Raw genomic sequence first — 13,146 nt, 5'->3', positions numbered from 1 at the left:
CTGCGTGACGTCAACTTCGAGTTCGACTCCGCACAGCTCACTAGCAATGCACAGCAAGTGCTGAATGGCGTTGCCGAGCGTCTGGTGAACAATCCTGACGTGCGTGTCAGCATCGAAGGTCACACCGATTCACGCGGTTCTGCCGAATACAATCAGAACCTGTCTCAGCGTCGTGCCGAGTCTGTGGCTGCCTACCTTGTCCAGCGTGGCGTAGAAGCTAACCGCATGCGCGCGGTAGGTTACGGCGAAGAGCGTCCTGTTGCCACCAACGACACTGACGAAGGTCGTGCACAGAACCGTCGCGTAGAACTGGATGAGTGGAACTAATCACTTGCCAGCATAATGCTCCTTGGCAGGCTGTACGCCTGACGCTGAAAGAGAGCAAAAGAACGGGAGGCCATGGGCCTCCCGTTTTATTTTACGAGATGCCAAAGTCTGTTAGGCTGTCGGCCGGTTTTGAGTCCGTTTTTCTACCGTTGATAGCGAAATGTGATCCCTGGTATGGATCACCACTGCGCTCAAGGAATATTTGAATGCCCATAGTGACACTGCCTGACGGCAGCCAGAGAACATTTGATAGCCCTCTTTCCATCATGCAGCTGGCAGAGTCCATTGGCCCTGGTTTGGCCAAGGCCTGCGTGGCGGGCAAGATTGATGGGGTGCTGGTGGATGCAGCGGATGTCATCGAGCAGGATGCCGATGTCTCCATCATCACGGCGCGTGACGACGAGGGGCTGGAGATCATTCGCCACTCGTGTGCACACCTGATTGGTCATGCCGTGAAGCAGCTCTACCCCAATGCCAAAATGGCGATTGGCCCGGTCATCGATGATGGGTTTTACTACGATATCGATTTTGGCCAATCCGTGACGCCCGAAGATCTGGAAGCGATCGAGAAGCGTATGCAGGCGTTGATCGATCGGGAGTACGACGTAGTGCGTGAATACGTCGATAGCGCCAAGGCCATGGCCACTTTCGAGCAGCGTGACGAGCCCTATAAGCAGGAAATCATCCGTGACATTCCTGATGGTGCCGCTATCCGCCTGTATCACCATGAAGAGTATACGGACATGTGTCGGGGGCCTCACGTCCCGAACACCCGGCATCTGAAAGCTTTCAAATTGACCAAGCTGGCAGGTGCCTACTGGCGGGGGGACGCTTCCAACCCGATGCTTACGCGTATTTACGGTACGGCCTGGGGTGATAAAAAGCAGCTCAAGGCTTACCTGAAGCGGCTGGAGGAAGCTGAGAAGCGCGACCACCGTAAATTGGCGCGCAAAATGGACCTCTTCCATCTGCAGGAAGAAGCCCCGGGCATGGTGTTCTGGCACCCCAATGGCTGGACCATGTATCAGGCGCTTGAAGAGTACATGCGTAATGTGCAGCGGGCGCATGGCTATCAGGAGATCAAGACACCCCAAGTGGTCGATCTTTCGCTGTGGAAAAAATCTGGCCACTGGGGGCACTACAGTGAGCTGATGTTCACCACCGAGTCCGAGAAGCGTGAGTACGCGGTCAAACCGATGAACTGCCCTTGCCATGTGCAGGTGTTCAACCAGGGGCTGAAGAGCTACCGCGACCTGCCTTTGCGTCTGGCCGAGTTTGGCAGCTGCCATCGTAATGAACCCTCTGGTTCACTGCATGGTCTGATGCGGGTGCGTGGGTTTACTCAGGACGATGCGCACATCTTCTGTACCGAAAAGCAGATTCAGGCAGAAGCCGAAGCGTTCATTGCGTTGACGTTGCAAGTCTACAAGACGCTGGGGTTCGATGACGTCGAGTTGAAGCTGTCCACGCGCCCTGAAGATTTCCTTGGTGAAGCAGAGATGTGGGATCGCGCCGAGCAGGGCCTGGAAGCTGCCTTGAATGCCACGGGGCTTGAGTGGGAGTTGCAGCCGGGTGAGGGGGCTTTTTATGGTCCCAAAATCGAGTTTGCGCTGCGCGACTGTCTGAACCGAGTATGGCAGTGCGGCACCCTGCAGCTGGACTTCAACCTGCCGGGCCGTTTGGGCGCCCAGTACGTGGATGAAGACGGGGCGCGCAAGACGCCGGTCATGCTGCACCGTGCCATTCTGGGCTCTTTCGAACGTTTCCTGGGTATTTTGATTGAGCACTACGCAGGTGCTATGCCATTATGGTTGGCCCCGCAGCAAGCGGTGTTGATGACGATTACCGATGCACAGCGCGATTTTGCTCTGGAAGTGGAGCGTCGGCTGCAAAAAAATGGCTTACGGGTCAAGGCGGACTTGAGGAACGAGAAGATCGGCTTTAAAATCCGTGAGCATACGTTACAGAAAGTTCCCTATCTTCTGGTGGTAGGAGATAAGGAAGTAGAAGCTGACTCAGTGGCCGTGCGTACTCGCAGCGGCGAAAATCTCGGCACCATGACCATCGATGAGTTCATCGAAAAGTTCAGTGCAGAGAGAGCAGCCCTGGCGACATCGTCAATTGCCTAAGGAGACAGAGCAATCAAGCGAAGCAATCAGCGCGGGCGTCCACAAGATAAACGCCCACCAATGAACGAGCGGATCACCGAAGAAGAAGTACGTTTAATCGATGCCGAAGGCGAGCAGTTGGGTGTTGTGCCCACCTCCGAGGCTCTTGAGCGTGCAGAAGCGGCAGGTCTGGATCTCGTGCAAATTTCGAATGCCGACCCCATCGTCTGTAAGATCATGGATTACGGTAAATTCGTTTTTGAGACCAAGAAGCAGAAAGCGGCTCAAAAGAAAAAGCAGAAGCAAATCCAGGTCAAGGAAGTCAAATTCCGTCCTGGCACCGACGAGGGCGATTATCAGGTCAAGCTTAAAAACCTGATTCGCTTCCTGGAAGGTGGTGACAAAGGCAAGGTCACATTGCGCTTCCGTGGTCGTGAAATGGCGCATCAGGACATCGGCCGCAAGCTGATGGAGCGAATCGCGGCAGACCTGGAAGAGATCGGAGCGGTGGAGTCTTTCCCGAAAATGGAAGGCCGCCAGATGATCATGATCCTTGCCCCGAAAAAGAAGTGATCCAACGGCGTTGTTAACGGGCCAGCGCGTGTGCGCTGGTCGGCCCTGGGTTTTCTAAAAAATATCGAGCGGAGTTATCTCATGCCGAAAATCAAAAGCAACAGCGGCGCTGCCAAGCGCTTCAAAAAGACCGCTAACGGCTTCAAGCACAAGCAGTCTTTCCGTAGCCACATCTTGACCAAGAAGTCGACCAAGCGTAAGCGTCAGCTGCGTGGCATGAAGCAAGTACATGCTGCCGACAAAGCGCTGATTCAGCGCATGCTGCCGAACCTGTAAGGTCGAATTTTCTTATCTGAGCATTGCCTCAGTCATAAAGTCAGGAGTGTGTTATGACCCGTGTTAAGCGTGGCGTAGTTGCCCGTCGTCGCCATAAAAAAGTTCTGAAGCAGGCCAAAGGTTACTACGGTGCCCGTTCGCGTGTTTTCCGCGTAGCCAAGCAGGCTGTCATCAAGGCCGGTCAGTATGCCTACCGTGACCGTCGCAACCGCAAGCGCCAATTCCGCGCTCTGTGGATTCAGCGTATCAACGCTGGTGCACGTATCAACGGCATGTCTTACAGCCGCTTCGTCGGTGGCCTGAAGAAAGCCGGTATTGAAATTGACCGTAAAGTATTGGCCGACCTGGCTGTACACGAGAAAGCCGCTTTTGCTGCTATCGTGGAAAAAGCCAAGGCTGCCCAATAAGGCACTTCTCGCTGGGCTAGCCTGGCGTGAAATGCCCGTGGTCATTTCAGTGTGACCCATGCAGGGGAAGAGCAGCCGCTCTTCCCCTGTTTTTTTGTCACCTTCTACATGCCAGCCATCCCCGTGGATGGAGCCGCTTAATTCGGAGTGAAATCGGATGGACCACCTTCCTACTCTGGTGTCAGAGGCCCGCGAAGCTATCCAGGCTGCGCAGAGTGTCTCGGCGCTGGATGAGCTACGCGTTCGTTACCTGGGCAAGAAAGGCGAAGTAACCACCTTGCTAAAAGGGTTGGGTAAACTGTCGGCGGAAGAGCGCCCTGCCGCAGGCGAGCAGATCAATCAGGCCAAGCAGACCCTGTCGGCGGAAATCGACGCCAAACGCCAGCAGCTGGAAAATGCCGCCCTTGATGCGCGCCTGGCAGCAGAGCGCATCGATGTCACTCTGCCGGGGCGTGGACAAGCCAGCGGGGGGCTGCATCCCGTGACGCGAACCCTGGAGCGTATCGAAGGGCTGTTTACCAGGATTGGCTACGATGTGGCGGTAGGGCCTGAAATCGAGGACGACTACCACAATTTCGAAGCGCTCAATATTCCTGCTCACCATCCTGCGCGGGGCATGGCGGATACGTTTTATTTCGATGCCACTCGGTTGTTGCGTACTCACACGTCGCCCGTGCAAGTGCGTACCATGAAGAGTAGCGAGCCGCCCATCCGGATCGTTTGTCCGGGGCGCGTTTATCGCAGCGATTCTGATCTGACCCACACGCCCATGTTCCACCAGGTAGAAGGGCTGCTGGTGGATGAAGGCGTCAGTTTTGCCGACTTGAAAGGCACCATCGAAGATTTTCTACAGGCGTTTTTCGAGCGTGACGACCTGTCGGTGCGCTTCCGTCCTTCCTATTTCCCTTTTACCGAGCCCTCGGCGGAAGTCGATATTCAGTGTGTGATGTGCAGCGGTGAAGGGTGTCGTGTCTGCTCTCACAGTGGCTGGCTGGAAGTCATGGGTTGCGGCATGGTGCATCCTGAGGTCTTTCGCCATTCGGGAATCGATACCGAGCGCTATACCGGATTTGCGTTCGGCATGGGCGCCGAGCGTCTGGCCATGTTGCGCTATGGGGTCAATGACCTACGCCTATTCTTCGAGAACGATTTGCGCTTCCTGCGCCAATTCACCTGATACTGCTGCTTACGACGGGAAAAATTATGAAGTTTTCAGAACAGTGGCTGCGTGAATGGGTCTCTCCGCAGTTGGATGCGCAAGCCATTGCCGATCAGATCACCATGGCAGGGCTTGAAGTCGACGCGGTCGAGGCCGTTGCTGCTGCTTTCAGTGGTGTCGTCGTTGCCGAAGTGCTGAGTAAAAAGAAGCACCCGGATGCCGATAAGCTGAATGTGTGCAGCGTGAATGATGGCACCGGTGCGCCTGTCCAGGTGGTGTGTGGTGCCGCCAACGTGGCAGTCGGTCAGAAAATTCCTTTTGCCCAGGTGGGCGGAGTGCTGCCGGGCGACTTCAAGATCAAGAAGGCCAAGCTGCGTGGTGTCGAATCCAACGGCATGATCTGCTCGGCGTCCGAGCTGGGGTTGGAGGAAGAGACCTCGCCAGGCATTCTGGTGCTCTCCGAGGCCGCGCCGGTCGGCGTCAGCTTCCGCGAGTACATGCAGCTGGACGACATGACCATCGAGGTCGATCTGACGCCTAACCGCGGTGACTGCCTGAGTATCAAAGGATTGGCGCGCGAGGTAGGGGTGTTGAATCGACTGCCTGTCAGCGGTCCGCAGATGACGCCGGTGCCCGCCACGATCGACGATACTTTCCCGGTGCGCGTGGATGCCGTAGAGCAGTGCCCCCGCTATCTGGGGCGTGTTATCAAGGGTGTCGATGTTCAGGTGGAGACGCCGCTATGGATGGTAGAGCGACTGCGTCGCAGTGGCGTGCGCTCGATCGATCCGGTCGTCGATGTCACCAACTACGTTATGCTAGAGCTGGGCCAGCCGCTGCATGCCTTTGACCGCGACAACCTTCATGGCGGGATTTGCGTGCGCATGGCGCAGCCATCCGAGCGACTGACCTTACTGGACGGGCAGGACGTAGCGCTGCGTCAGGATACGCTGTTGATTGCTGATGAGCGTGGGCCTCTGGCCATGGCCGGCGTCATGGGTGGGGAGAACTCTGGCGTCAACGAGCAGACGCACACTATTTTCCTGGAGTCGGCGTTTTTCGCGCCGTTGGCGATTGCTGGCAAGGCACGCTCTTATGGCCTCCATACGGATGCCTCGCACCGCTATGAGCGTGGGGTGGACCCTGAGCTGGCCAGCGTGGCCATCGAGCGGGCGACCCAGCTACTGCTGGAAATTTGCGGTGGCCAGGCAGGTCCGGTAACGGAGGCGGTTCACCAGCAGGCGTTGCCTGCAGCGAAGACCATCATGCTGCGTGAAGCGCGGCTCGAAGCGGCGCTTTCCAAGCAGCTGCCGGGCGATGAAGTGAGCGATATTCTCGAGCGCCTGGGGCTGCAAGTGGAGCGCTTGGAAGAGGGTTGGAAGGTCAAGGCAGCCAGCTGGCGTTTTGACATTGCCATCGAGGAAGACCTCATCGAAGAAGTTGCTCGTGTACATGGGTACAACAATCTGCCCGTTCGTCGTCCAGCTGCTCGCTTGGCACTGCGTCCTGCCAACGAGTCGACCCTGACGCTGGCGCGTCTGCGTAACCAGCTGGTGGCCCGTGGTTATCAGGAGGCGGTGACGTATAGTTTCGTCGCCCCAGACCTGCAAGCGGCACTGCTGCCCGACGCCGTATCACCCGTGCTGGCCAATCCGATTTCGTCGGATCTGTCCGTCATGCGAGCCAGCCTGTTTCCGGGGCTGGTGAGAGCCTTGGAACACAACCTCAACCGCCAGCAGACGCGCGTTCGCCTTTTCGAGACCGGGCTGGTGTTCAACGGTCCGCTGGACGAGCTCTCGCAGGTGCCCATGATGGGAGCGCTAGTGTGCGGTGGGCGTGAAGCAGAGGGCTGGAGTGGCGGCAAGGCAGCCGTCGACTTCTACGATCTCAAGGGGGACCTTGAGAGTGTGCTGGCACTCGGGGGGGCGGCAGAAGATTGGCGCTTCGAACCTGGCGAGCACTCGGCTTTGCATCCGGGGCAGACGGCCAGGGTGCTGCATAAAGGGAAGCCGGTTGGGTGGATTGGAACGCTGCATCCTCAGGTGCGTGCCAAATTGGGCCTGAAAGTGGATGCCGTGCTGTTTGAAGTACGGCTGGACGCCTTGAGTCAAGGTGCGATTCCCACCTTCGAACCGCTCTCCCGCTACCCGGAAGTTCGTCGCGACCTGGCGTTCACGGTCAAGGAAGAGACGCCCGTTCAGGCGCTGCTCGACTGTGCAAAGTCACAGGCGGGGGAAAGCTTGAAAGACATCAAGCTGTTTGATGTCTATGCTGGTAAGGGCGTTGCCGAAGGTTACAAGAGCATTGCGTTGGGCTTGACCTGGCAACACGCATCGCGCACGCTAAATGATGAAGAAATCAACCAGTTGGTTGATGCCATTGTGACTACCGTGCGTACCGAGCTGAACGCTGATCTGCGCGGTTGATGACGCCATGCCATGATATGACGCTTACCACGATCCTGGCAGTGCGTTTGCTACACCGTTTGCTACATGGAGGAGCCTTATGGGTGCGTTGACCAAAGCAGAGCTAGCAGAGCATTTACATAGCGAGCTGGCGCTGTCAAAACGAGAAGCAAAAGCGATGGTCGAAGCTTTTTTCGAAGAGATTCGCGCTTGCTTACGTGAAAACGAGCAAGTGAAGCTGTCAGGATTTGGTAATTTTGACCTGCGCGACAAGCGTGAGCGGCCGGGCCGTAACCCCAAGACCGGAGAGGAAATTCCGATTTCGGCGCGCCGGGTAGTGACCTTCAGGCCTGGTCAGAAGCTCAAGCAGCAGGTAGAGCGCTATGCGAGCGAAGGTGGTCTTGGTAGGCAGGATTAGCCTTCGCGACCCATGTCAAAAAGGAGTGCCGAGAAGCACTCCTTTTTTATGGCTGAACGATCATGGAGGCTACAGGCCTCGCCCTTCGATCAACCAGGTGATGATGACCTTGATGATGTAACCCATCATGCCTGCGCCGAGTACGACGAACAGCATGATCGTGCCGAATTTGCCTGCATTCGATTTTTTGGCCAAATCCCAAATGATGAAGCACATGAACACGATCAAGCCGCCGATCATGATAGGGGTGATCCACGTCTCAAAGGCTTGCTGCATAAGCGCTCCTGCAGATATGTAGATGAAAGAGTAAGAGAAAGAAGGGCGTGCGCAACGTGCGCGACTTTTGCCAGTCGTGTTAATATTTGACCAAATTCATCAGGTATTTGTCGACTGAACATTGTGAATCGGGAGTAAGCAATGCCCAAGATGACGATTGTGGTGGGCACCATGTACGGCGGTGCCCTCGATGTGGCCGAACAGGTAAAGCCACTGTTCGAGCAGGCGGGATATGCCGTGACCGTGTCTGAACAGCCCTCGCTGTCCGACGTGAGTGGCGATGATGATCTGACGCTGTTTTGCCTGTCGACCACCGGTAGTGGCGACTTTCCTGGCAACATCGTACCGTTCGTGCGCAGCCTGAAAGATCAGTCACCCTCGCTTACCGGCTTGCGCTATGGACTCATCGCCCTGGGGGATAGCTCCTATGGGGATACATTTTGTGGGGCGGGCCGCGAGCTGGATGAGTTGTTGGCCTCGATGGGGGCGCAGCGCCTTGGGGAGCGCCTGGAAATCGATGCCATGGAAACCTTCATGGCCGATGATGCTGCAGTGCCGTGGGTAGAAGAGTGGATTGTGGCTCAGCAGTTGAAGGTAGTATAGCCATGCAGCCAGCGGTTCACTCTCCTGAACGAGTCAGTATTGCCTTGGGTCTATGCGTGGTCATGCTGTCTGCACTGCCGCGCTATCTGGCGGGCGGTCATGAGACTCGTCAAACGCTCATCGTCATGGCTTTGGTGCTGGTGGCAGGGGCAGCGGCGGTGCAGTGGAAGATGCTGCCTGTAGAGGCACGCCAGCGGCTGCCCGGGCTGCTCAAACGTCTGAGCGTCATGATGGTGTTGGGTGCCATCCTCATGGGAAGCTGGCACGCCCTGTTCACTGCGTGGATAAGCTGGCAAGAGTTCATTTCCCATGCGACCACCTGTGGCTTATTGCTGCACGCTGTCACGCTTTGGTGGCGCGCGCGGGATTGAGAGCCGTGAAAGGACCGGATAATCGTCGGTTTTGGCGCTCGAACCCTTGAAATTGCAGGGCTAGCCCCCCATCTTGCGAGCATGGCGCTTGCCACCTTGCGTCAGGGTTCTTAAAATCGCCCTCTTGAATCAATGTTACATAATCAACCCAACGCCCAGCCGCTAGAGGACAATTCATGCAAGTTTCCGTCGAGACGACCTCCCAGATCGAACGCCGCATCACTATTCAAGTGCCGGCAGCAGAAATCGATGGGGCCGTCAGCGCTCGCTTGAAAGAGACGGCGAAAAACGTTCGCTTGAACGGTTTCCGCCAAGGCCGGGTGCCGATGGCCGTTGTTAACCAGCGTTACGGCGACAGCGTGCGCAACGAAGTGGTTGGCGAAGTCATGCGCGAGCGTTACGTGCGCGCCATTACCGAAGAAGGACTCAACCCTGCCGGTTTCCCGCAGATCGAGCCGAAGGTAAACCAGGCAGGCAAGGATCTAGAGTTCGTTGCCATCATGGAAATCTACCCGCAGGTCGAGCTGGCCTCCATCGAAGGCGCCGAGGTAGAGCGTCCGGTCGTTGCCGTCAATGACGCCGATGTCGACGAGATGATCGATACCCTGCGCAAGCAAAACGCTGCCTGGGAAGAAGTCGACGCCGCTGCTGCCTCTGGCGATCAGGTCACCATCGACTTCCAGGGCTTCCTGGGCGATGAGCCTTTCGAAGGCGGCAGTGCAGAAGGCCACGCGTTGGTCATCGGATCGAACAGCTTCATTCCTGGTTTCGAAGATCAGCTGATCGGTGCCAAGGCGGGTGACGAGAAGACGATTTCCGTGACTTTCCCTGCGGATTACCAGGCCGAGCATCTGGCTGGCCAGGAAGCGACTTTCAAGGTCACCGTCCACAAGGTCAGCAGCCAGAAGCTGCCGGAAGTGGATGCTGCGTTCATCGAGCGTTTTGGCGTTGAAGGCGGTGACGAAAGCCAGTTCCGCGCTGAAATCAAGAAGAACATGACCCGTGAAGCGGCACAGGCCGTGGATAACCGTGTCAAGCAGCAGGTGCTGGATGCGCTGAAGAAAGCCAACGACATCCCCGTGCCGAGCGCGCTGGTGCAGCAGGAAACCGACGCCATGAAGCGTCAGGCAGCACAGCAGTTTGGTCTGGGTGAAGACTTCGACGTCAGCCAACTGCCCAATGAACTGTTTGCCGATCAGGCCAAGAGCCGCGTGCAGGTTGGTTTGTTGCTGGCGGAGGTCATCAAGGCCAACGAGCTGGATGCCGACGATGATGCCATCAAGGCGAAGGTGGAAGAGCTGGCCGAGCAGTATCAGGACCCCTCTGAAGTCGTCGAGTACTACATGGGTAACGAGCAGCTCAAGACCCAGGTGAAATCGGCCATCCTCGAAGAGAAAGCGGTCGAGAAACTGCTGGAACAAGCGAACGTCAAAGACGTGGAAATGTCTTATCAGCAGGCACTGGCAGCTGCCCAGCAGCAGGCTGAGCAAGATGAGACCGCTGAAGAAGGCGAGCAGGCGGGCGCCTGATTCTCATCGAGTCGCGCACCTGTTCTCAGGTGCGCTTTTCCCTTAACGGACGCAAGGAATCACCCGAATGAGTGAGTTTGATATTCAAAACGCCGGCGGTTTAGTGCCCATGGTGGTGGAGCAAAGCGCCAAAGGGGAAAGAGCCTACGACATCTACTCGCGCCTGTTGAAAGAGCGCGTCATTTTTCTGGTGGGTCCTGTAGAAGACTACATGGCCAACCTGGTGGTCGCTCAGCTGCTGTTTCTGGAGTCTGAGAACCCCGACAAGGATATTCATCTTTACATCAATTCCCCGGGTGGCTCGGTGACGGCAGGCATGTCGATTTATGACACCATGCAGTTCATCAAGCCCGACGTATCCACGGTGTGTATTGGCCAGGCGGCCAGCATGGGGGCGTTACTGCTGACGGCGGGCGCCGCAGGCAAGCGCTACTGCCTGCCTAACTCACGTGTCATGATTCACCAGCCGTTGGGCGGCTATCAGGGGCAGGCCTCGGATATCGAAATCCATACCCGTGAAATTCTCGGTATTCGTGAGAAACTGAACCAGATTCTGGCCCATCACACTGGCCAGGATATCGAAACGGTGGCCCGTGATACCGACCGTGATAATTTCATGAGCGCCAATAAAGCAAAAGAGTATGGCTTGATTGACGCAGTGCTGGATAAGCGTCCTACATCCTGATAGCGTAGTAGGATTCTGCTTTTCTAAGAGCTTTTCAGGCGGCGTTGGCCGCCTTAGTGACAGAGGTACACGAATGGCCGACGGCAAAGGCAAGGACGAAGGTGGCAAGCTGCTGTACTGCTCGTTTTGCGGTAAAAACCAGAACGAAGTACGCAAGCTGATTGCCGGCCCGTCCGTTTATATCTGCGATGAGTGTGTCGACTTATGTAATGACATCATTCGCGAGGAAGTTCTCGAAGCCGATGCCGAGAGCGATGAGGAGCGGCTACCCACGCCCCGCGAAATACGTCATACGTTGGACGACTACGTCATCGGACAAGACCGCGCTAAAATGGTGCTGTCCGTAGCGGTGTACAACCACTACAAGCGTCTCAAATCAGAGGTGCGTGAAGGCGATGTGGAGCTGGGTAAATCCAACATTCTCTTGATTGGTCCTACCGGTAGCGGCAAAACGCTGCTGGCTGAAACCATGGCTCGGCTACTGAATGTACCCTTCACCATTGCGGATGCCACTACGCTGACCGAAGCGGGCTATGTGGGTGAGGATGTCGAAAACATCATCCAGAAACTACTTCAGAAGTGTGATTACGATGTAGAGAAAGCCGAGCGTGGCATTGTCTATATCGATGAGATCGACAAGATTTCTCGCAAGTCGGATAACCCCTCGATTACTCGTGATGTATCGGGTGAGGGTGTTCAACAGGCGCTGCTCAAGCTCGTCGAAGGGACGACAGCGTCCGTGCCTCCTCAGGGTGGGCGTAAGCATCCCCAGCAGGAGTTCGTGCAGGTCAATACGGCCAACATCCTGTTCATCGTTGGTGGTGCTTTTGCCGGACTGGACAAAGTCATCCGTGATCGCGCTGAAAAAGGTGGTATCGGTTTCAATGCCAGCGTGAAAAGCAAGGAGTCCAGTCGGGGCGTGGGTGAGCTGTTGGCCGACGTCGAGCCTGAGGATCTGGTGAAATTCGGCCTGATTCCCGAGTTCGTGGGTCGTCTGCCTGTCATCGCCACGTTGACCGAGCTCACCGAAGATGCCCTGGTACAGATCCTCACGGAGCCCAGGAACTCACTGGTCAAGCAGTACGCCAAGCTGTTCGAGATGGAAGGCGTGGAGCTGGAGTTCAGGGATGAGGCACTGCGTGCTGTGGCTGCCAAAGCCATGGAGCGCAAGACCGGAGCTCGTGGTTTGCGCTCGATTCTGGAGTCCGTGCTGCTGGATACCATGTATGAAATCCCTTCTCTGGAAGGCGTCAGCAAAGTGGTCATCGAAGCGTCTGTCATCGCCGGCGAGAGTGAGCCGCTGCTGGTCTATTCCCAGCAAGAGGCTGCCCGGGTTGACGGCACCGATGGCTAACCGCCCGAGGTTCCGCGCGGTCTGATGACCACCGCGTGCCAATCCAAGGGGTCGCCTAGGCGGCCCCTTGTTGTTCACACGTCTTGTATCATGAGCTGCTGGGCAAGGTATCTGGCTTGTTGAAAGCCGCTCGAGTACTCATCCGAAATTGAGGAACGTCTGCGATGCAGCAGAACGCCGATCAGACACAATGTCTACCCCTGTTGCCGTTGCGGGATGTGGTCGTGTACCCGCAGATGGTCATTCCGCTTTTCGTTGGTCGTGAGAAATCCATCCAGGCGCTTGAAGCGGCGATGGAAGCCGACAAACGCGTACTGTTGGTGGCTCAGCGTGAAGCCTCTCAAGATGAGCCGAACAATACGGATTTGTATGCCATGGGGACCGTGGCAGACATCATGCAGCTACTCAAATTACCTGATGGCACGGTGAAAGTGCTGATCGAAGGCAGCTTTCGTGCGGATGTCGTCCGTATCGAGGAGAACGAGGCCGGTTACACCCAGGCTCATCTTCTGCCCCGGGACAGTGAGCCACTAACCAGTCGTGAACAAGAGGCGCTGGTGCGCGTGCTGCTCAATCAGTTCGAGCAGTACGTCAAGCTGTCCAAGAAAGTACCCAACGAGGTGCTGAACTCATTATCAGGTATTGAAGATCCTAG

The 13,146-nt window shown here is 56.5% G+C and carries 15 protein-coding genes; 14 read left to right on the top strand and 1 reads right to left on the bottom strand.

Features of this window, described 5'->3' with window-relative positions; translation table 11 throughout:
* The 8 genes from B7L71_RS02530 to B7L71_RS02495 form a co-directional block, all read left to right on the top strand.
* Positions 1 to 327: OmpA family protein (locus B7L71_RS02530; protein WP_139790026.1), on the top strand; the 327-nt coding region annotated here is incomplete at its 5' end.
* 206 nt (positions 328 to 533) lie between these two features.
* Positions 534 to 2,456: a threonine--tRNA ligase gene (gene thrS / locus B7L71_RS02525; RefSeq protein ID WP_081135805.1), complete on the top strand. Its 1,923-nt coding sequence runs from the start codon at positions 534 to 536 to the stop codon at positions 2,454 to 2,456.
* 12 nt (positions 2,457 to 2,468) lie between these two features.
* The gene (gene infC / locus B7L71_RS02520) at positions 2,469 to 3,008 is read left to right on the top strand and encodes a translation initiation factor IF-3 (RefSeq protein WP_081135803.1); all 540 of its coding nucleotides are present in this window, start codon (positions 2,469 to 2,471) and stop codon (positions 3,006 to 3,008) included.
* Between the two features lie 81 nt (positions 3,009 to 3,089).
* Positions 3,090 to 3,284 (top strand): 50S ribosomal protein L35, encoded by a 195-nt coding sequence (rpmI, locus tag B7L71_RS02515; RefSeq protein WP_016913943.1) that lies wholly within the window; start codon positions 3,090 to 3,092, stop codon positions 3,282 to 3,284.
* 53 nt (positions 3,285 to 3,337) lie between these two features.
* Positions 3,338 to 3,691 (top strand): 50S ribosomal protein L20, encoded by a 354-nt coding sequence (gene rplT, locus B7L71_RS02510; RefSeq protein WP_009097607.1) that lies wholly within the window; start codon positions 3,338 to 3,340, stop codon positions 3,689 to 3,691.
* 157 nt (positions 3,692 to 3,848) lie between these two features.
* Positions 3,849 to 4,868 carry a phenylalanine--tRNA ligase subunit alpha gene (pheS, locus tag B7L71_RS02505; RefSeq protein ID WP_081135800.1) on the top strand — a complete coding sequence of 340 codons (1,020 nt, stop codon included), beginning with the start codon at positions 3,849 to 3,851 and terminating at the stop codon, positions 4,866 to 4,868.
* Positions 4,869 to 4,894: 26 nt separating this feature from the next.
* The gene (pheT, locus tag B7L71_RS02500) at positions 4,895 to 7,276 is read left to right on the top strand and encodes a phenylalanine--tRNA ligase subunit beta (RefSeq protein ID WP_081135798.1); all 2,382 of its coding nucleotides are present in this window, start codon (positions 4,895 to 4,897) and stop codon (positions 7,274 to 7,276) included.
* A gap of 79 nt (positions 7,277 to 7,355) precedes the next feature.
* Entirely contained in the window at positions 7,356 to 7,673 is a 318-nt protein-coding gene (locus B7L71_RS02495; protein WP_081135795.1) for an integration host factor subunit alpha, read from the top strand.
* 69 nt (positions 7,674 to 7,742) lie between these two features.
* On the opposite strand, the gene B7L71_RS02490 is transcribed toward B7L71_RS02495, so the two are convergent.
* Positions 7,743 to 7,949 carry a DUF2788 domain-containing protein gene (locus B7L71_RS02490; protein WP_039181829.1) on the bottom strand — a complete coding sequence of 69 codons (207 nt, stop codon included), beginning with the start codon at positions 7,947 to 7,949 and terminating at the stop codon, positions 7,743 to 7,745.
* A gap of 141 nt (positions 7,950 to 8,090) precedes the next feature.
* Between B7L71_RS02490 and B7L71_RS02485 the strand changes: the two genes are divergently transcribed.
* The 6 genes from B7L71_RS02485 to B7L71_RS02460 form a co-directional block, all read left to right on the top strand.
* Positions 8,091 to 8,552, top strand: coding sequence for a flavodoxin (locus B7L71_RS02485; protein WP_081135792.1), 462 nt, complete (start codon positions 8,091 to 8,093; stop codon positions 8,550 to 8,552).
* A gap of 2 nt (positions 8,553 to 8,554) precedes the next feature.
* Positions 8,555 to 8,923, top strand: a complete 369-nt coding sequence (locus tag B7L71_RS02480; RefSeq protein ID WP_016913937.1) for a hypothetical protein — start codon at positions 8,555 to 8,557, stop codon at positions 8,921 to 8,923.
* Positions 8,924 to 9,099: 176 nt separating this feature from the next.
* The gene (tig, locus tag B7L71_RS02475) at positions 9,100 to 10,452 is read left to right on the top strand and encodes a trigger factor (protein ID WP_081135790.1); all 1,353 of its coding nucleotides are present in this window, start codon (positions 9,100 to 9,102) and stop codon (positions 10,450 to 10,452) included.
* A gap of 67 nt (positions 10,453 to 10,519) precedes the next feature.
* Positions 10,520 to 11,137: an ATP-dependent Clp endopeptidase proteolytic subunit ClpP gene (gene clpP / locus B7L71_RS02470; RefSeq protein ID WP_016913935.1), complete on the top strand. Its 618-nt coding sequence runs from the start codon at positions 10,520 to 10,522 to the stop codon at positions 11,135 to 11,137.
* Between the two features lie 73 nt (positions 11,138 to 11,210).
* Positions 11,211 to 12,491 (top strand): ATP-dependent Clp protease ATP-binding subunit ClpX, encoded by a 1,281-nt coding sequence (gene clpX, locus B7L71_RS02465; RefSeq protein WP_081135788.1) that lies wholly within the window; start codon positions 11,211 to 11,213, stop codon positions 12,489 to 12,491.
* 164 nt (positions 12,492 to 12,655) lie between these two features.
* Positions 12,656 to 13,146 (top strand): LON peptidase substrate-binding domain-containing protein (locus B7L71_RS02460; protein WP_170919420.1); only part of this gene is annotated, 491 nt, incomplete at its 3' end.

The sequence above is a fragment of the Halomonas sp. BC2 genome (assembly GCF_002078115.1).
GTDB lineage: Bacteria > Pseudomonadota > Gammaproteobacteria > Pseudomonadales > Halomonadaceae > Vreelandella > Vreelandella stevensii.
The sequence above is the reverse complement of the archived record's forward strand: the minus strand, read 5'-3'. Positions and strand labels throughout refer to the sequence as shown.

Coding starts and splice junctions, on each gene's coding strand:
- thrS (WP_081135805.1), top strand. CDS start 534: ATGCCCATAGTGACACTGCCTGACGGCAGCCAGAGAACATTTGATAGC.
- rpmI (WP_016913943.1), top strand. CDS start 3,090: ATGCCGAAAATCAAAAGCAACAGCGGCGCTGCCAAGCGCTTCAAAAAG.
- rplT (WP_009097607.1), top strand. CDS start 3,338: ATGACCCGTGTTAAGCGTGGCGTAGTTGCCCGTCGTCGCCATAAAAAA.
- pheS (WP_081135800.1), top strand. CDS start 3,849: ATGGACCACCTTCCTACTCTGGTGTCAGAGGCCCGCGAAGCTATCCAG.
- pheT (WP_081135798.1), top strand. CDS start 4,895: ATGAAGTTTTCAGAACAGTGGCTGCGTGAATGGGTCTCTCCGCAGTTG.
- B7L71_RS02495 (WP_081135795.1), top strand. CDS start 7,356: ATGGGTGCGTTGACCAAAGCAGAGCTAGCAGAGCATTTACATAGCGAG.
- B7L71_RS02490 (WP_039181829.1), bottom strand. CDS start 7,949: ATGCAGCAAGCCTTTGAGACGTGGATCACCCCTATCATGATCGGCGGC.
- B7L71_RS02485 (WP_081135792.1), top strand. CDS start 8,091: ATGCCCAAGATGACGATTGTGGTGGGCACCATGTACGGCGGTGCCCTC.
- B7L71_RS02480 (WP_016913937.1), top strand. CDS start 8,555: ATGCAGCCAGCGGTTCACTCTCCTGAACGAGTCAGTATTGCCTTGGGT.
- tig (WP_081135790.1), top strand. CDS start 9,100: ATGCAAGTTTCCGTCGAGACGACCTCCCAGATCGAACGCCGCATCACT.
- clpP (WP_016913935.1), top strand. CDS start 10,520: ATGAGTGAGTTTGATATTCAAAACGCCGGCGGTTTAGTGCCCATGGTG.
- clpX (WP_081135788.1), top strand. CDS start 11,211: ATGGCCGACGGCAAAGGCAAGGACGAAGGTGGCAAGCTGCTGTACTGC.